This is a genomic window from Comamonas sp. UBA7528, from assembly GCF_002479375.1.
In the GTDB taxonomy this organism is placed as follows: domain Bacteria; phylum Pseudomonadota; class Gammaproteobacteria; order Burkholderiales; family Burkholderiaceae_C; genus Comamonas.
On record NZ_DLMU01000009.1, the window covers coordinates 416,338 to 434,356 of the forward strand.

Genomic DNA, 18,019 nt, shown 5'->3' on the forward strand with positions numbered 1-18,019 from the left:
CCAGGTAAACACCTCGCTGCGGCTTGGCGGAGGCCTCGCTACGCCCTGGCGGTGGCCTGCACCCTCACGCGCCGGCACACGCCCTGCGCCACTGCGCTCACTTCTTGGACGTGAACCAGCTGCCCGGCTGGCGGGTCGGCGCGGCATTGCGGCCGCCATTGCCACTGCCCTTGCCATTGCGCTTTCCATCCCCCGTGCGTGCGCTGCCTGCATCGTTGCGACCGGCGCTACCTGCACCGCGACGATCGCCACCGGGCGGCGCACCGCGCGTGCGCTCCCCCGGGCTGCGGTAGCGCACGGCCACACCGCCGGCCGTGGTGCGGTCCGCTGGCGTGTCTGCCGCGTCCACCCCCCAGTGGATGTCTGCGCGCGCTATGGACTTCCACTGCCCCGGCGCCAGATCCCCCAGCTCCAGGTTGGCAATGCTGCGGCGCTGCAGGCGCAGCGTGGGGTGGCCGATGGCCGCCGTCATCTTGCGCACCTGGCGATTCTTGCCTTCCACCACGGTGATGGCCAGCCAAAAGTCCTGCACGCTCTTGCGCACCCGCACCGGCGGGTCGCGCGGCGCCACTGCGGGCTGGGGCTCCAGCAGCTGTACCTGGCAGGGCAAGGTGGTGTAGTCCTCGATGCGCAGGCCGGCACGCATTTTCTCCAGCGCCGCCGCATCGGGCAGGCGCTCTACCAGCACCCAGTAGGTCTTGGGCTTTTGGTGACGCGGGTGGAGCAGCTGCTCGATCAGCGGCCCGTCATCGGTCAGCAGCAGCAGGCCTTCCGAATCCTTGTCCAGCCGCCCCGCCGGGTAGACGCCGGGCGGCAGGTCGAACTCGGCCAGCGAACGGGCACCGTCCTCCGGCGTGAACTGGGACAGCACGCCATAGGGCTTGTGAAAAAGGATGTACTGGGGCATGGGGTGGAGATTGTCGCGCCAAGTGCACGCGCTGCAAGCGGCCACAAAAAAGCCCCGGCATGCCGGGGCTGTGCAGAGCGTGCAGCGTGCGGTGCGCGTTCAGCGGCGGCGCACCAGCAAGGTGGCGATCACCCCGAAGAACAGCACAAAGCAGACAAAGGACCAGTTGGCAATCGAGCCGCCCAGGAAGGTCCAGTCAATCGCCGTGCAGTCGCCCGAGCCCCGGAAGATCATGGGGATGGCGCGGCTGAGGGAATAGTTTTCGATCATGCCGTAGAAATCGCGGCCGCAGCTGGCGAATTCGGGCGGGTACCACTGCAGCCAGCTCTGGCGTGCGGCCACGAAGGCGCCGAAGCCGCTGGCCAGCAGCGCCAGCACGCCCCAGCCCATCCACCAGCCCTTGTTCGGGCGCAGGCTGGCCAGGCCGGTCAGCACCGCCACCAGCACCAGCGCATAGCGCTGCACGATGCACATGGGACACGGCTCCAGGCCCTGCACATGCTGCAGGTACATGCCAAACGCCAGCAGGGCCACACAGGCCAGGCTGATCAGGGCCAGCACGCGGCGCGGGGCCTGGCTGAGGGTATTTACAAACTGCATGTCCATCCTTGTCTGGCCAACTCAGGGCCCGGGGCCGGGCACGCGCCCTGCCCCATGCAGGATGCCTACCCTCAGATACCGGCAGCGGCGTCCACGAACACCTTGGCGCGGCGGGGGGTGACCACCAGGGTCTCCCCTTCGCGCAGCGCCATCTCATGGAACTGCTGTGCGGGAATCTGGGCTTCGATCAGCTGATCTTCGCCACCATTGTCCGCTGCTTGGGTGCCATCGGCGGGAATAAGTTCCAGGCGTGCAATGGGGCCCACCACAATCGCGCGCGCCAGCTGCACCACGATGCCGGTGGGGCGGCCCTGCAGGTCCACATTCTGCCCGGACGAATAACGCTCCACATCCAGGTCGTGCGGGCGCACATAGGCAAAGGCGTTGGAGTTGGACGCGCCATTGGCCTCGGCACTCTCCAGCTGCAGGCCCTCGTCCAGGTAGACGCGGCCATCGGTGGCGCGGCCCTTGAACAGGTTCACATCGCCCAGGAAGCCGTAGACAAACGGGCTGGCCGGGTTGTCCCACACCTGCTGCGGCGTGCCTTCCTGTTCGATCTTGCCCTTGTTGATGACAACCACGCGGTCGGCCACTTCCAGCGCCTCTTCCTGGTCGTGGGTCACGAAGATGGAGGTCACATGCAGCTCGTCGTGCAGGCGGCGCAGCCAGCGGCGCAGTTCCTTGCGCACCTTGGCGTCCAGCGCACCGAACGGCTCGTCCAGCAGCAGCACCTTGGGCTCCACCGCCAGCGCGCGCGCCAGGGCAATACGTTGGCGCTGGCCGCCGGACAGCTGCGAGGGGAAGCGGTCGGCAATCCAGTCCAGCTGCACCAGCTTGAGCAGGTTCATCACCTTCTCCTTGATCTGGGCTTCGCTCGGGCGCTCGCTGCGCGGCTTCACGCGCAGGCCGAAGGCCACGTTCTCGAACACGGTCATGTGGCGGAACAGCGCGTAGTGCTGGAAGACAAAGCCCACGTTGCGGTCGCGCACATGCACGTCGGTGGTGTCAGCGCCGCTGAAATGGATGCTGCCCACATCGGGCGTTTCCAGCCCGGCGATGATGCGCAGCAGCGTGGTCTTGCCGCAGCCGGACGGACCCAGCAGCGCGATCAGTTCGCCCGATTTGATATCGAGGCTGACATCGCGCAGGGCCTGGAAGTCGCCAAACTGCTTGCTGACATTGCGGATTTCGATGCTCATGGTGTTCTCGGATTCGGTTGCAGCGCCGGCCTTCAGGGCTGGGCGGTCACGGGGGTCGGGCGCTCGGGCGGCAGCTCGGAGGCGGCCTTGCGCTGTTGTTCGGCTTTCCACTCGGCCACGGTCTTGATGAGCAGGGTCACCAGGGCCAGCAGCGCCAGCAGCGAGGCAGCAGCAAATGCGGCGACGGACTGGTATTCGTTGTAGAGGATTTCGACATGCAGCGGGATGGTGTTGGTCTGGCCGCGGATGTGGCCGGAGACCACCGACACCGCACCGAACTCACCCATGGCACGGGCGTTACACAGAATCACCCCGTACAGCAGGCCCCACTTGATGTTGGGCAGCGTCACATACCAGAAGGTCTGCCAGCCGCTGGCCCCCAGCACGATGGCGGCCTGCTCCTCGTCATTGCCCTGTGCCTGCATCAGCGGGATCAGCTCCCGGGCAATGAAGGGGAAGGTGACGAACACGGTCGCCAGCACGATGCCGGGCACGGCGAAGACGATCTTGATGTCATGGGCCTGCAGCCAGGGGCCGAACCAGCCATGGGCGCCAAACACCAGCACGTACATCAGGCCCGCCACCACGGGCGAAATGGAGAACGGCAGATCGATCAGCGTGGTCAGAAAGGCCTTGCCCTTGAACTCGTACTTGGCAATGCACCAGGCCGCGGCCACGCCGAACACCAGGTTCAGCGGCACGGCAATGACGGCCGTGATCAGGGTCAGCTTGATGGCCGACCAGGCATCGGGCTCGCGCAGACCGTCCAGGTAGGCGCTCCAGCCTTTGCGCAGCGCCTCGGTGAACACGGCGGCCAGCGGCAGTACCAGGAACAGGGCGATGAAGGCCAGCGCAATGCCGGTCAGGATCCAGCGAACGGCGCGCGACTCGGTGGTGGTCAGCTTCTCCGGCTTGGCCCCCTTCTTGGGGGCCGTCAGCTTGTAGGCCAGCAGCACCGCCACCAGGATGGCGCCCAGCACCTGGAACAAAAAGTAGTGCTGTTCGTTGAAATTCAGATTCATGCGGGTGCTCCCGAATGGCGGCGCTGCCAGGCCTGCAGTGCATTGATGACCAGCAGCATGGCAAAGGAGAAGACCAGCATCACCACGGCCACGGCGGTGGCACCGGTGTAGTCGTACTGTTCGAGCTTGCCGATGATGATCAGCGGCGTGATTTCGGAGACCATGGGCATGTTGCCGGCAATGAAGATCACCGAGCCGTATTCACCCAGGGCACGGGCAAAGGCCATGGCAAAGCCAGTCAGCAAGGCGGGCGTGATGGCCGGCAGGATCACCTTGTAGAAGATCTGCCAGCGCGAGGCGCCCAGGCTGGTGGCCGCCTCTTCCAGCTCTTTCTCGGAGTCTTCCAGCACCGGCTGCACCGTGCGCACCACAAACGGCAGGCCAATGAAGATCAGCGCAATCACCACCCCGTTGGGGTTGAACGCCAGCTGGATGCCCAGCGGCTCCAGGTACTGGCCCACCCAGCCGTTGCCGGCCAGCAAGGCGGTCAGCGAGATGCCGGCCACGGCGGTGGGCAGCGCAAACGGCAGGTCCACCAGCGCATCGACAATCTTCTTGCCGGGGAACTGGTAGCGCACTAGCACCCAGGCCACCAGCAGACCGAACACCAGGTTCACCAGCGCGGCCAGAAAGCTGGCACCAAAGGTCAGCCGGTAGGACGCCAGCACGCGCGGCGCGGTCACGGCGTCCCAGAACTGCGGCCAGGTCAGCGCAAAGGTCTTGAACAACAGGGCTGACAGCGGGATCAGCACAATGATGCTCAGGTAAAACAGCGTATAGCCCAGCGTCAGCCCGAAGCCGGGCAGAACGCGCTTGGCGCCCCCACCCCGTCGCGCCCCGGAAGGTGCGGAGGTGGTGGCGCCAGGCGCTGGGCTGGAAGGAATCGCAGCGGACATGAAGGTTCCCAAACAGCCAGAAGAATCGTTGTAGTTATCGGTCGCGCAGTGCCCGCAGCATGCTCTCGGCGCTGGCAGTGCCCACCGGCCACCGGGGTGGCAGGCGGCTCCGGCGCTTACTTACCGGGGGTGTAGATCTCGTCGAACTTGCCGCCGTCGTTGAAGTGCACCTTCTGTGCCTCCGTCAGCGAGCCGAAGTACTTGCCCACCGTGAACTGCTTGAGCGGCTTGAACACAGCGGCGTGCTTCTTGAGCACCGCTTCCGAGCGGGGGCGCAGCGCATGCTTGGCCGCAATTTCCTGGGCTTCATCCGAGTACAGATAGTCCAGATAGGCCTTGGCCAGCTGGCCAGAGCCCTTCTTGGCGGCGGTGCGCTCGACCACGGCCACGGGGTTCTCCGCCACGATGGAGGACGAGGGGTAGACAGCATCCACCTTGCCCTGGCCGAATTCGCGGTCCACCGAGATCACTTCGGATTCGAAGGTGATCAGCACATCACCGATGTTGCGTTGCAGGAAGATGCTGGTCGCGTCGCGGCCGCCCTTGCCCAGCACGGGCACATTCTTGTAGAGCTGCTTGACGAATTCCTGTGCCTGCGCGTCCGTGCCGCCGGCTTCACGCACCGAACCCCAGGCCGCCAGATAGGCGTAGCGGCCGTTGCCACCGGTCTTGGGGTTGACCACCACCACCTTCACGTCGGGGCGGGTCAGGTCTTTCCAGTCCTTGATGTTCTTGGGGTTGCCGTTGCGCACCAGGAACAGCATGGTCGAGGTGGTGGGCGACGCGTCGTTGGGGAATTTCTTGGCCCAGTCCTTGGCGACCACACCGTTGGCGGCCAGGAAATCGACGTCGGTGGTGGTGTTGAAGGTCACCACATCGGCCGCCAGACCGTCGTTCACGGCACGCGCCTGGGCGCTGGAGCCGCCGTGCGACTGGTCGATCTTGATGTCCTTGCCGGTGGTCTTCTTGTAGTGGGCCGCGAAAGCCTGGTTGTAGTCCTTGTAGAACTCACGGGCCACGTCGTACGAGACGTTCAGCAACTGGTCCTGCGCCGACGCCACGCCGCTGGCTGCCAGTGCGAGAGTGGCCAAAAGGGTCTTGAGCTTCAAAGAGGTCATGGTGTCTGCCTGCAAGAACGAACGTGTCGTTTTGTTTATGGATACAGCGATTGTGAAGACACTGTTTTAAAACTCAAAAGAATATATTCTTTTAAATTTATCGAATTTTGGAATAAAGAACCCACTACACCCACCGCACGGGCCGCAGCCACACCCCTTCGCTCATCGTTTTTCTCTATATGTCTCAATTTTTTTATAGACATGTCGAAACCCGTACAAACGCCTTTACGACTTGTTACGGCGAACCCTGAAAGGATACGGTTGATGTCTGTGTTGTTTTCCTTCCCCTCTGGCACGCGGTACGGAAGGGCAGCGCCCTCCCGCGCACCGGCCCGGCGCCGCAGGCAGGGAGATGTATGGCCCTGAGCATTTCCACCAACATCGCGTCCCTGAACGCGCAACGCAGCCTCAGCCACAGCCAGGCGGGCCTGGCGACCACCATGCAGCGCCTGTCCAGCGGCATGCGGGTCAACAGTGCCAAGGACGATGCTGCCGGACTGGCCATTTCCGAGCGCATGTTCAGCCAGGTCCGCGGCATGCAGCAGGCCGCGCGCAATGCCAACGACGGCATCTCCATGCTGCAGACGGCCGAAGGCTCCATCAGCAAGGTCGGCGACATGCTGCAGCGCATGCGCGAACTGGCGGTGCAGTCCATCAACTTCACCAACAGCGACCAGGACCGCCAGGCCTTGCAAGGCGAGGTGGCCCAGCTCAAACGCGAAATCGACCGCATCGGCATCAGCAGCCAGTTCAACGGCGAATACATCTTCGCGCCCAGCCGCACCAAGGTCGTCGGCTCCGGTGACCCCAGCATCGAGGCGGCGATCGACGGGCTGCAAGGCGGCTGGCTGGAAAACGCCGAAGCCATGATCAAGCAGTACTTCGGCATCGAAGCCACCGGGCAGACCATCAAGTTCGAGTTCACCGACAGCATCGATGGCGCGGGCGGCGTGGCGGCACGGGTCTGGTCATCGGTCGGCGCCAGCGGGCCGGGATCGAACATCCGCATGGAACTGGACATGGCGGACTTCACCAGCAGCACCTCGCTGGACGGCGGCAGCGGCCCGGTCTATTACGACCGCATCATCGCGCACGAGATGACGCATGCCATCATGGCCACGGGGCAAAGCTGGGGGGAGTTGCGTTCCGACACCAGCAACCTGTGGTTCATTGAAGGCGCGGCCGAGTTCATCCACGGCGGCGATGAGCGCATTGCCTCCCACCCCATCAACGACATCGTCAACGACGACCTCACGGCGTGGGGCTCCAGCAGCCTGGACTATGCCTCCGGCTACGCCGCGGTGCGGTACATGCACGAAGAGATCAAGGCCGCCGGGGGCGCCGGGATCAGCGACGTGCTCCAGGCCCTGCAGACCACGCCCGGCCTGACCCTGGATGCCGCCCTCGCGACATACAGCCATGGGGCATTCGCCGACCGGGCGGATTTCTACAGCAAGTACAACGCTGACAAGGCCGCATTCATCGCCGGCTTCGACCTGGGCAACACCGATGTGGGCGCCGTCGGCGGCGCGGACGTCGATGGCGGCCCGGCCATGAGCCCGGAGAACGTCGTCAACAGCGTGGGCACGCACAGCGGTGAAGACGCACTGGCCGGTTTTGTCGAGGACTGGGGCGATGCCGTGAAGGGCTCCCGGGGCGACTATGGCCGCACACTGGGATTCCAGGTGGGCGCCAACTCCGGTGACTATGTCTACGCCAAGGTCGGCAGCATGAACCTGGGGGCCATGGGGCTGGAGGACCTGGACATCAGCACCGCCGCGGGCGCCACCAAGGCCCTGCGCCGCATCGACCAGGCGCTGGACTACGCCAACGGCCAGCGAACCAAGATTGGTGCCCAGATGTCGCGCTTCGACAGCATCGTGGCCCACTTGCAAACCAGCACCGAGCACCTCTCGGCCAGCCGGGGGCGCATTGTGGATGCGGACTACGCCCAGGAGACGGCGGCGCTGTCGCGCACGCTCATCCTGCAGAAGGTCGGCACGGCCATGGTGGCCCAGGCCAACCAGCATCCCCAGTCCGTGCTGGCCCTGCTGGGCTGATAGCGCCCAAAGCGGGCTTGCGCCAAGGCCTCCATGTCCGCATGGAGGCCTTTTTCCGTTCTGCACCACCCGAGCATCGGGACTGCCGTGCCGCTTCTGCGTGCATGGCGGCACCGGTTTTTTGCGGTGACGGGGCGGACCTGCCAGCCCTCCCCGCCGCGGTACTACCGCTGTTGTGGTGCTTTTCTATCGCCTGCGCTCAGGCCCGGGCCGACCAGGCCAGCGGCGCCAGCGCCGCCGACTGCGGCCCTTCTGCCGCCACGCGGGCATCTTCCAGCAGCGACTGCAGCAGCCCCCAGCCCAACGGCCAGTGGCCGTGGCCGGATTCCACATTGATGTGGCCGGCGTTCTGCAGGCGCACAAATTCACTGCCCCAGGCGCGGGCATAGGCGCCGGCCAGGCGCACCGGGCAGTACGGGTCGGTATTGCTGGCCACCAGAATGCTGCGGTAGGGCAGCTGTGCATAGGGCACGGGAGCGAAATCGGCCAGGGCCCCCCGGCGCTCAGGGTCGGCGGGTGCCACCAGCAGCGCGCCCTGGACCCGGGCGGCGGCCTCCTCGCCCAGGTGGGCGGTGGTGATGCAGCCCAGGCTGTGGGCGGCAATGACCACTGGTTCGGGCCGCGCCAGGATCAGCCGCTCCAGGGCCTGGACCCAGGCATCCCGCCGGGGCGTGAGCCAGTCGTCCTGCACCACGCGCTCGGCCTGCGGCAACTGCTCCTGCCACAGGGTCTGCCAGTGGCCGGGGCCGGAATCCCGCCAGCCCGGGACGATGATGATGCGTGTGTGCTGCGCCATAGCGTGTGCTCCTTGGGGCGCATTGTCGGCAGCATGGCGCACAAATCCAACGACGGATTTTTTCTTTCCATATAGGCATAAGCATCTGCCACGGCAATCGAGGGGTGTCCGCCCCCTCCCTGGAACCGGGGCAGTGCCCGGGTCCAAAGTCGCGTTCGGCCCGGGTCGTCCCCGGATCCGAGGGTATGTCCTCCCCGGTTCGGCAGACCACCGCTGGCTCAGATGAAGGCGCCGTCCTCGGCCTGCGGCGCGCTGGTGCCGGGCATGATTTCCCCCAGAAAATCCAGAAAGCTGCGCACCGCCGGCGACAGCCCGCGCCGCGACGGGAACACCGCATGCACGATGCCGGGGTGCTGGCTCCACTGCGGCAGCAGCCGCACCAGGCGGCCGTCGTGCAGCGCATCGGTACACATATAGTCCGGGATCACGCACATGCCCACGCCCTGCAGCGCCGCCATCTTCAGCGACAGCAGATCGTCGGCCACATAGCGCACAGGGTGCTGCACCTGCTCGCTCTGGCCGCGCGGGCCCACCAGGCTCCAGGTGCACAGGCCCTCCTGGGCCGACATGGCAATCGCCGGCAGGTCCTGCAGATCCTGGGGGTCCTGGGGCACGGCCTGGCCCTGCAGCACCGAGGGTGCGGCCACCAGGATGCTGCGTGCCACATCCAGGCGCTTGACCACCATGGAGCCGCTGTCCTCCACCGTGTCCCGCACCCGCAGCGCCACATCGATGCCCTCTTCCAGCAGATTGACCGGGTGGTTGGCCACCCGCACTTCCAGCCGCACACGCGGGTACAGGCGCAGAAACTGCGGCACGCGCTCGGCCAGCACGGTTTGCATCAGCGTCACCGGGCAGCTCACGCGCACCGTGCCGCGCGGCTCGGTCTGGACCTGGGCCACGGTGTCGGCCGCCGCCTCGGCGGCGTCCCGCATGGCCTGGCAGTGGCGCAGATAGGCCTCGCCAATCTCGGTCAGCGCCAGCCGCCGCGTGGTGCGCTGCATCAGGCGCACGCCCAGCCGCGCTTCCAGCTCCGAGATGCGGCGCGACAGCCGGGACTTCGGGATGTTCAGCGCCCGGCCGGCCGCGGCAAAGCCGCCGCGCTCCACCACCTCGGCAAAGTACAGCATGTCATTGAGGTCATTCACAGCAGGGCTCCGGCTGATTGTTCCAAATACGAAACAATCTATCGCAAAAATGCAGGCTTATCAAAGATAGTGTCTGCAATCACACTCTATCCATCGCACACAAAGTGCTTCACACACCACTGGATACCAAGGAACACCATGCAACTGCTGCACATTGACTCTTCCATCAACGGTAACAACTCCGCTTCGCGCAAGCTGACGGCCCAGATCGTGGACGCCTGGAAGGCCAAGCACGCAGGCACCCAGGTCAGCTACCTGGACCTGGTGGCCGAAGCCCCCAACCACTTCACCTCCGCCGCCATGGCGCCCCGCACCGGCCAGTCCGAAGGCCTGAGCGCCGAGCAAGTGACGGAAAACGCCGTGTCCGAACGCCTGGTGCAGCAATTCCTGGCTGCCGACGTGGTGGTGATCGGTGCCCCGTTCTACAACTTCAGCATCCCCACCCAGCTGAAGGCCTGGATCGACCGCCTGGCCCAGCCCGGCCGCACCTTCCGCTACACCGCCAACGGCCCCGAAGGCCTGGCCAAGGGCAAGACCGTGATCATCGCTTCCTCGCGTGGCGGCATGTACTCCACCAGCGCGGCCGCTGAAGCCATGGAACACCAGGAAAGCTACCTGAAGGTGGTGCTGGGCTTCTTTGGCATCACCGATGTGCGCATCGTCCGTGCCGAAGGCCTGGGCATGGGCCCCGATGCCGTGGCCGCTGCCTTTGCCAGCGCCACCAAGGACGTGCAGAGCGTGACCACTGCCGAAGAGGCCGTCGCCGCCTGATGCACCGCACTGTTGTGCTCCCGGCGCCCTTGTGACGAGACCGCGCCTTTTTCCAGCCCCGCTACCGCGGGGCTTTTTTGTGCCCACGTGCCAGGCCCCTTCCGGTGCCCGACCGGGCGACAGCGGCGCTGCGGCCATGGCACCGCCATAGCAGCCGGGCACGCGCCCGGCCCCGGCCGCCCGACGGGCGACGCCCTCAGCGCGTCACACGGTAGGCCAGCAACCCCAGCCATTCGTGCAGCGCGGTCTGCCAGCGCAGCAGGCCGTGGGCCAGCGAATACTCGGTCCACGGTGTGCTCTGCGCGGTCAGGAAATCCACCGGGTACGGGGTGATCTGGCAGCCGGTGGCGGCGAACTCTTCCATGGCGCGCGGCATGTGCCAGGCCGATGTCACCAGCAGCCAGGGCTGCTGGCAACGCGCGCCCAGCAAGGCCGCCACGCGCTGGGCGTTTTCACGGGTGGTGCGGGCGCCGTTTTCCAGCTGCACGCGGCCCATGTCCAGGCCCTGCTCGGTGTAGAACTGTCCGGCCATGTCCGCCTCCGTCACGCCGGTGGTCAGCAGGCGCCCTTCACCGCCGGAAAACACCAGCTGCAGCTGCGGGTTGCGGTGCATCCAGCCGGCCGGCACGCTCATGCGCTCGGCGCCGTGCCCCAGTGGCACCTGCAGGCGGTCCTGCAAAATCGCGGCCCGCTCGAAGGCCCCGCCCAGCACAATCACGCCGGCGGCCTGGTCCCGCTGCGCCTCGGAAGGCACCGGATACCGGTTCTCCAGCGGACGCAGCAAGGCATCGGGCAGCGCCGTGAAGCCCAGCAGCGCCAGCGCCGCCAGCCCCGTCCACTGCAGCCTGCGCGCCAGCCGCTGCAGGCGCCCCGGCAACAACAAGCTCAGCAGCCACAGCAGCAGCAGCCAGAACGCCGGCTGGGTGACGGCCGACAGCAATTTGGACAGAACAAACATCTCACTCCCTCTCTTGGTAGGGAGGGATTCTGTCCCATGCAGCCCGTCCGTCGGCCGTCAGGCCCCAAGGACTGCGGGGTGCAGCGCAGCAGCCGGCCTGCAGGGCCGTGGATTGGTCAGGGGGAGGACATGGGATGGGCGCAGGAAGCGCGCCCGGAAGGTGCATGCACGCGCTCCCGGGCGGAACACAGCCTCACCCCAGGCCGTGTGCGGCAGAGGCCGATGGCCCCTGTCTTTGGTGGCGGCGCTGAGAGCCGCCAACACGGCCCAGCACACCGCAGGTTTGCGTTGGAGACAAGGCGCGAAGCCGCAGGCAGTACCAAAGTACGACCAGGCAAAGCAACGACGTATCAAGGGTGGTGTGAGCGGCTCTTACTGCCCCACGCCGCCATGGGCGATAGACCATTCGGCCGGCGCCTGCAGGAACTCTTCCCAGGTCTGCAGGGCCGCGTCGCTAAACTGGCCCCGGGCACGGGCCTGTTCCAGCACATCGCGCCAGTCGCACAGGGCGTGCACGCGCACGCCGTGCTGCTGCAGCACCGGGGCCGCACCCAGGCAGCCGTAGTCGAACACCACAAACAGGTCTTCCACGCGGGCACCTTCGGCGCGCAGCGCATCGATGAAGCTCAGCTTGTACTGGCCGGCGGACACCATATCGTCCACCAGCAGCACCTTGCCGCCCTGCTCCACCACACCTTCGATCTGGCGCACCCCCACGGCGCGCTTGCGCACGTACTGCAGCGGCAGGTCCATCTTCTCGGCCAGCCAGGCGGCAAAGGCGATGCCGCTGGATTCGCCGCCGGCCACGCCGCTCAGCCCCTGCAGCGCACCAGCGTCCAGCAGGCGCTGCAGGCCTTGCTTCATCAGCTCGCGGCGGATGGTGGGGAAGGAAATCAGGCGGCTGCCGTCCATATAGACCGGCGTGGTCCAGCCCGAAGGCAGGCGGAACGGGTCGGTGGTGCGGGCGTCGACGCAGCCGGCATACAGCAGCCAGCCGGCGGCCTGGCGGCGCAGAAACTGCTGGTTGGACAGGGGGGAGGAAGCAGCGGAGATGGAGGTGTTCATGGTGTATCAGGGTAAGCAGTGGCCGGTGGCGGGGGCTGTGTAGCGGCCATGCGCGCCACCAGGGCGCGCAGCCGGCGGGCCCCTTCGCGGCCCTTGCAGGCGGCGTTCCACAGGGTTTGGGTCATGTTTTCGTGCAGGCGCACGGCTTCGGGCGAGGTGGTGACCATGGCAATGCCGTTGCGCACATTGGGCAGCTCTCCCAGGCGGAACGGGCTGTGCAGCAGCACGTGGTGTTGCGGCCCCCGCAGCAGCTGGTAGGTGGCGGACGGCATGGCGTCGTCCACCAGGCCCACCTGCACCTGCCAGGGCTCGCTGTCCATCAGGTCGGCCATGCGCAGCACCTCGTCGCAGGCCGCCTGCACGCGCTGGGCACGCACGGCAGCGGGCAGATCGACGCGGCCGACCAGGCCGGTCAGCACAAAGCGCTCCAGCTCGCGCAGGCCCACCAGGCTGACGATCTGCGGCTTGCGCAGCGCAAAGTCGCGCCGGCGCTCCTGCAGCACTTCCAGCATGCGGGCGATTTCCCGGCGGCGCAGGGCCGCCTCATCCGCCAGCAGCGTGGCGGGCAGGCCTTCGTACAGCATCTGTCCCAGATGGCCCAGGTAGGCATCGGACGTGAGCAGCAGCGAGATGGGCTCGAAATGCGCCAGGATGCGGTCGGACTTCTCCTCCAGCTGGCGCATGCGCTCGAACAGCGCCAGCGCGCTGGCGTAGTACTCCGTCTCCACGCCCAGCAGCGAGGCCATGCTGGTGCCCAGCAAGGCGGCCAGGCGCTCCAGCGTATCGATCTTGACGATCTCGCCCTTTTCCATGCGGTAAACCACCGCGCGCGACACCCCCAGCTGCGCCGCCACATCGTCGGCCTGCAGGCCGGCACCGATGCGGTAGGCACGCAGACGGTCGCCCAGACCAGCATAGTCGATGGCCGGGCGGGGACTGTCAGCGGAAAGAATGGTGGCGGTGGACGTCATGGAAGGAGCAGCAAATCACGGGCTGGCGCGCACTATAACGATGCGTGGCGTGCGATGCGCAGCGTGCGGCATGCGGTGCGTGCGTTCAGGCGGGCAGTGCCTCCAACATATCGGCCAGCACCTGCACGCCCTGCATGAAGTCGTCCATCTCCATGGCTTCATGCGGGTTGTGCGATCCGTTCTGGTTGCGCACAAACAGCATGGCGCTGGGCACGCCGCCGTTGGCAAACAGCGCGGCATCGTGGCCGGCACCGCTGGGAATGCTCTCGTGGGCAATGCCGCGTGCGGCACAGGCGCGGGACAGCAGCTCGGACAGCTGGCCATCGGTGACCGCCGGGTCGCTGAGCAGGCGGCGGTCGGGCTGGAACTGCACACCGCGTTCGCGTTCGATGGAACGCATCTCCGCCTGCACCAGCTGGTAGAAGGCTTCCAGTGTGTCGATGCTCTTGCTGCGCGCCTCCAGGCTGAAGCTGGCATAGCCCGGCACGCGGGAGATGGAATGCTCGGCCGGGTTGGTCTGCAGCACGCCGCAGGTCACCACCAGGTCGGTGCCACGCTCCAGCAGCGCACGCCAGTGGGTGTCCAGGCGCATGATCAGGTCGGCCACGGCAAACACCGCATCGTGGCGCAGCCAGCGCGGCACCACGCCGCTGTGCTGGGCCTCGCCCACGCAGCCAATCAGGTTGTGGCGCACATTGCCGCGGATGCCGCTGACCACGCCCAGCGGGATCTTGCGCGCCACCATCACCGGGCCCTGCTCGATGTGCAGTTCCACATAGGCGCGGATGTCGCGCGGCTCCAGCAGCTTCTCCTGCCGGGCAATGGCCTCCACATCGGCACCGCTGGCCTGCATGCATTCGCGCAAGGTCTTGCCGTCGCCCCGGCGCTGCAGCTCCAGGTCGGACGCCGTGAGCTTGCCCCACAGCGCGCCCGAGCCCATATAGGCCTTGCCGAACCAGGCGCTTTCCTCGCCGCGAAAGCCCACCACCTTCAGCGGCACCGGCAGTTGCACGCCCGCACGGCGCGCCGCCACCTGCACCAGCAGGCCGGCCACGATGCCGGCCAGGCCGTCGTAGTTGCCGCCCTGGGGCACGGAATCCATGTGCGAGCCCACCCACACGGCCGGCACGTCCCGGCTGTCCGCCGGGTCGCTGAAGACGAGGTTGCCCGCGCGGTCGCGTGCCACTTCCAGGCCTTCGCCCTGGGCGAAGGTCTCCAGGTGCTGGGCCGCCAGGTCTTCACCAGGCCCGTAGCTGGCGCGGGTGACCCCCACGCCGTCGAAAGTCAGGGAACGGATGTCGGCGAACAGCTGCGTCGCCAGCGGCTGGAAAGTCTGCAATTCCATGGGGAGAGAGAGGGTGCGCACTGTGCGCGACCCGACAGGGGTTGCTAAGGCAACATGATAATCTCGAAAAAGATACGAACTTTGAATGCCACAAACATCCGAAGGAATTTGAAATATCTTTTTTGATACAAGGCGGGCGCAAAAAAGGCCTGCACGCAGCAGGCCCGGGTGGCAACCGCACAGGCAGCGCACGCTCCGCGCGCACGGCCGCGGCGCCCATCACTTGGTGGCAGCGATATCGTCCAGCGTCTTCTGGCCGAACTTCTTGGCGAACTGCTCGTAGGGCTTGTCCAGCGCCTTGCGGAATGCGGCGCGGTCCACGTTGTCCACCACGGCCATGCCGTGCTTGCGGGCCTCTTCCACACCCTTCTTCTCCACCTCATCCACAAAGGTGCGCGACGCCTTGCCGCCGATCTTGGCACCTTCGGTGAAGGCGGCCTTCTGCTGGGCGTTCAGGCCGTTCCAGAAGCTGGGCGAGACCAGCAGCACCATGGGGGCGTAGACGTGGGCTGTCAGCGACAGGTGCTTTTGCACTTCCCACAGCTTGGCCGAGGTCAGCACGGAGATCGGGTTCTCCTGGCCGTCGATGGTGCCTTGCTGCAGGGCGCTGACCACTTCCGGCCAGGACATGGGCGTGGGCGAGGCACCCAGCGCGCGGAACGCGGTGATGTGCACCGGGTTCTCCGTCACGCGGATCTTCAGGCCCTTCATGTCCGCCACGCTCTTGACGGCGTGCTTGTTGTTGCTCAGGTGGCGGAAGCCCTGCTCACCCCAGGCCAGCGCGATCAGACCGCGCTGCTGGAACTTGGCCAGCAGGTCGGTACCGAACTTGCCGTCCAGCACATTGCGGGCGTGACCCAGGTCGCGGAACAGAAAGGGAATGTCCACCACGCCCACGTCGGCCACAAAGTTGCTCAGGGCGCCGGTGGACACCACGGCCGCTTCCACGGTGCCCAGTTGCAGGCCTTCGATCAGCTCGCGCTCGCCACCCAGGGCGCTGGAGGGGAAGTGCTTGAACTGGAAGGCGTTGTTGGTGGCCTTTTCCACATAGCCGGACCAGCCTTGGGCGGCCGCGCCAAAGTGCGAAGCCTGGGCCAGGGCATAGCCGATCTTGACTTCCTTGCCGGCAGCGGCAGCGGTCAGGCTGGACAGGCCCAGCAAAGCTGCAGCCGAACTGGCCACCAGAGTGCGACGGGAAAAACGCATGACAGGGGATCTCCTTAGTTATAGCGACGGGACGTGCGGGGAGGATTCTAGAGAGGCCCGCCCGACACAGCGGACGGACGGTAGAGACTGTTTCGCTGGGCGATTACACCACTGCCATCGATGCAAGCCGTCCGGCCACGCCACGCAAACGCAGATGCCCCCCAACCCGAAGCACAGGACAGGTCGGCTGCCGCGCGCCCGCCACAGCGCACAAATGGCACGCCGGGCGTGGGGTGCAGGCAGATAGCAGATAGTAGGTAGCGAGTGGTGCTGGGAGCGCCCCCTGGAGCTCCTTCATGCCCATGCCCGTGCTGTGTGCCCCGTGCCTCAGCACTCCACGGCGCGGCCGTTGCAACCAGGCGCCCTGCCTGCCGCCTTCGATGCCCGCCGTACCGCCAACAGACGACCGCACCTGGCGCCGTGGCCCGCGCTGCCAGGTGAGTCCACCTTCAGCACGCGCCGACATCCCTGCTTGGCGCAGGGTTAATTGCGAATGATTCTTGTTATCCAATATACTTCATTCCAACGAGCGGCAACCTCTACTGCTGCTCGCGAGTTTCATCGTGGGGCGCCTCGCAGGCCTTCGGGTCTGCAAAGCGTTTTTGCTAGCCAGCGGTTCGCCCGGTTAGCCAAGCACTTTTTTCAAAGCACGACCGACTCCATCTCGCCAGCGCCAGCGTGCCTCCTCTGCCGCGCTGCCTCGCGCGCCTTCCCCCTCTTTTTCCTGCTTGCCCCTTCGGCAATCCCGATGATGGCCCTCTCACTGGCCCATCGGACCACCGTTGTGCTTGCGTGCACGCAGCGCCATGCCCGCTCCTGCGTCGGCCCGGCACCATCGCCGAAGCTCAGCGCATCTGAAACAGCTCCTGGTGAAACCGTTCGGGCGGCAGGCCGTGGGCACAGAAGTCTTCGCGCAGCGCCTGGCCAAACCCTGCCGGGCCGCAGAACCAGATGCTGGCGGACCGCCACTGCGGCACCGCAGCCCGGATGCGCTCGCCGTTCAGGCGTCCATCCTGGCCATCGACCAGCAGATGCAGGCGCACCTCCGCGGCTGTGGCATCGGCCGTCAGCTGGTCTATCGCAGCCTGTTCGTAGTCGGCCGTGGGGTGGAACAGATCCACCGTCCGGGTGCGCGGGTGGACGGCGCGGTGCTTCAGACGGGCGACAAAGGGCGTGATGCCAATGCCTGCACCGATCCAGATATGGTGCTGCAACCCATCCTCAAACGTGAAACAGCCATAAGGGCCTTCCACCGTGACCGGCATGCCGGGCTTCAGCCGCTCCCGCAGGCGGCTGGTGTGGTCGCCCAGCGCCTTGGTGATGAAAGTGAGCCGATGCTCCGCCGGGTTCCAGGCCGAGGCAATGGTGTAGGGGTGCGCGCCTTCCGCCCGATCCGAGGTGACGAAGGCAAACTGCCCCGCCGCATGGCCGGGCCAGCCGGCCTCCAGTGCGACGGTCGTTTGCAGCACGCGCAGCGCAGGGTACTCAGTCAGGGCCTCGATCCGGCCCTGCACCTTGCGTCCGGCACCGATCCGCCCCGCCAGGGCCAGCACGGCGGCGGCGCTGCCGCCCAGCAGCAAGCCCCCCAACACCACACCGACCGGCTGCGTCCAGTAATCGGACTTGGTGAGCACCACGCAGTGGTAGGCCAGGGCCAGGTAGGCCAGCGCCAGCCATTTGTGGGTCTTGACGAAGAGGTGGTAGGGAAAGCGGTGCACCAGGGCCAGGACCATCAGCACGGCGGCCAGGTAGAAGGTCCACTCGCCCACGGATTCCGCCAGACCCCGCTGGCTGCTCAGCCAGGCTTCGATGCTGCCCATCGCCTCGGCGGCATGGCCCTTGCGGGCCGGCCTCTCCAGCCAGCCCCAGCCCACCATCCACTTGGTTCCCTTGGCCCACCACCAGTGCAGCGCCGCCCACACCAGCGCGGCGATGCCCAGCCACTTGTGCAGGCGGT

The 18,019-nt window shown here is 66.4% G+C and carries 16 protein-coding genes; 2 read left to right on the top strand and 14 right to left on the bottom strand.

Annotated elements, in window-relative coordinates; translation table 11 throughout:
* Window positions 1–97 precede the first annotated feature (97 nt).
* From B3349_RS12905 to B3349_RS12930, 6 genes are all read right to left on the bottom strand, one after another.
* Window positions 98–907, bottom strand: a complete 810-nt coding sequence (locus tag B3349_RS12905; RefSeq protein WP_291589184.1) for a pseudouridine synthase — start codon at window positions 905–907, stop codon at window positions 98–100.
* Between the two features lie 99 nt (window positions 908–1,006).
* The gene (locus B3349_RS12910) at window positions 1,007–1,507 is read right to left on the bottom strand and encodes a disulfide bond formation protein B (protein ID WP_098066403.1); all 501 of its coding nucleotides are present in this window, start codon (window positions 1,505–1,507) and stop codon (window positions 1,007–1,009) included.
* Between the two features lie 71 nt (window positions 1,508–1,578).
* Window positions 1,579–2,706 (bottom strand): sulfate/molybdate ABC transporter ATP-binding protein, encoded by a 1,128-nt coding sequence (locus tag B3349_RS12915; RefSeq protein ID WP_272972112.1) that lies wholly within the window; start codon window positions 2,704–2,706, stop codon window positions 1,579–1,581.
* 32 nt (window positions 2,707–2,738) lie between these two features.
* On the bottom strand, window positions 2,739–3,728 hold the full coding sequence (gene cysW / locus B3349_RS12920; protein WP_291589186.1) for a sulfate ABC transporter permease subunit CysW: 990 nt from the start codon (window positions 3,726–3,728) through the stop codon (window positions 2,739–2,741).
* Window positions 3,725–4,624, bottom strand: coding sequence for a sulfate ABC transporter permease subunit CysT (gene cysT, locus B3349_RS12925; protein WP_280011044.1), 900 nt, complete (start codon window positions 4,622–4,624; stop codon window positions 3,725–3,727). The genes cysW and cysT overlap by 4 nt, the downstream gene beginning before the upstream one ends.
* 116 nt (window positions 4,625–4,740) lie before the next feature.
* Window positions 4,741–5,742: a sulfate ABC transporter substrate-binding protein gene (locus B3349_RS12930; RefSeq protein ID WP_066532858.1), complete on the bottom strand. Its 1,002-nt coding sequence runs from the start codon at window positions 5,740–5,742 to the stop codon at window positions 4,741–4,743.
* Between the two features lie 356 nt (window positions 5,743–6,098).
* On the opposite strand from B3349_RS12930, the gene B3349_RS12935 reads away from it, so the two are divergent.
* Window positions 6,099–7,802 (top strand): flagellinolysin, encoded by a 1,704-nt coding sequence (locus B3349_RS12935; protein ID WP_291589191.1) that lies wholly within the window; start codon window positions 6,099–6,101, stop codon window positions 7,800–7,802.
* A gap of 199 nt (window positions 7,803–8,001) precedes the next feature.
* On the opposite strand, the gene B3349_RS12940 is transcribed toward B3349_RS12935, so the two are convergent.
* Window positions 8,002–8,598: an RBBP9/YdeN family alpha/beta hydrolase gene (locus B3349_RS12940; RefSeq protein WP_291589193.1), complete on the bottom strand. Its 597-nt coding sequence runs from the start codon at window positions 8,596–8,598 to the stop codon at window positions 8,002–8,004.
* Window positions 8,599–8,816: 218 nt separating this feature from the next.
* Entirely contained in the window at window positions 8,817–9,746 is a 930-nt protein-coding gene (locus B3349_RS12945; RefSeq protein WP_066532863.1) for a LysR family transcriptional regulator, read from the bottom strand.
* 138 nt (window positions 9,747–9,884) lie between these two features.
* Between B3349_RS12945 and B3349_RS12950 the strand changes: the two genes are divergently transcribed.
* Window positions 9,885–10,517, top strand: coding sequence for an FMN-dependent NADH-azoreductase (locus B3349_RS12950; protein ID WP_291589194.1), 633 nt, complete (start codon window positions 9,885–9,887; stop codon window positions 10,515–10,517).
* A 196-nt stretch (window positions 10,518–10,713) separates the two neighbouring features.
* Here B3349_RS12950 and B3349_RS12955 read toward each other — a convergent pair whose 3' ends face one another.
* The 6 genes from B3349_RS12955 to B3349_RS12980 form a co-directional block, all read right to left on the bottom strand.
* Complete coding sequence (locus B3349_RS12955) at window positions 10,714–11,475, bottom strand: YdcF family protein (protein WP_291589195.1); 762 nt, start codon at window positions 11,473–11,475, stop codon at window positions 10,714–10,716.
* A gap of 372 nt (window positions 11,476–11,847) precedes the next feature.
* Window positions 11,848–12,540, bottom strand: a complete 693-nt coding sequence (locus tag B3349_RS12960; protein ID WP_291589196.1) for an orotate phosphoribosyltransferase — start codon at window positions 12,538–12,540, stop codon at window positions 11,848–11,850.
* Window positions 12,537–13,511 (bottom strand): type II toxin-antitoxin system RelB family anti-toxin, encoded by a 975-nt coding sequence (gene relB, locus B3349_RS12965; RefSeq protein WP_291589197.1) that lies wholly within the window; start codon window positions 13,509–13,511, stop codon window positions 12,537–12,539. The genes B3349_RS12960 and relB overlap by 4 nt, the downstream gene beginning before the upstream one ends.
* A gap of 85 nt (window positions 13,512–13,596) precedes the next feature.
* On the bottom strand, window positions 13,597–14,856 hold the full coding sequence (locus B3349_RS12970; protein WP_291589199.1) for a hydantoinase/carbamoylase family amidase: 1,260 nt from the start codon (window positions 14,854–14,856) through the stop codon (window positions 13,597–13,599).
* Window positions 14,857–15,075: 219 nt separating this feature from the next.
* Entirely contained in the window at window positions 15,076–16,062 is a 987-nt protein-coding gene (locus B3349_RS12975) for a TRAP transporter substrate-binding protein (protein WP_291589201.1), read from the bottom strand.
* A gap of 845 nt (window positions 16,063–16,907) precedes the next feature.
* Window positions 16,908–18,019, bottom strand: a 1,112-nt coding sequence (locus B3349_RS12980) for a ferredoxin reductase family protein (RefSeq protein WP_291589203.1), incomplete at its 5' end; no start/stop codon positions are given.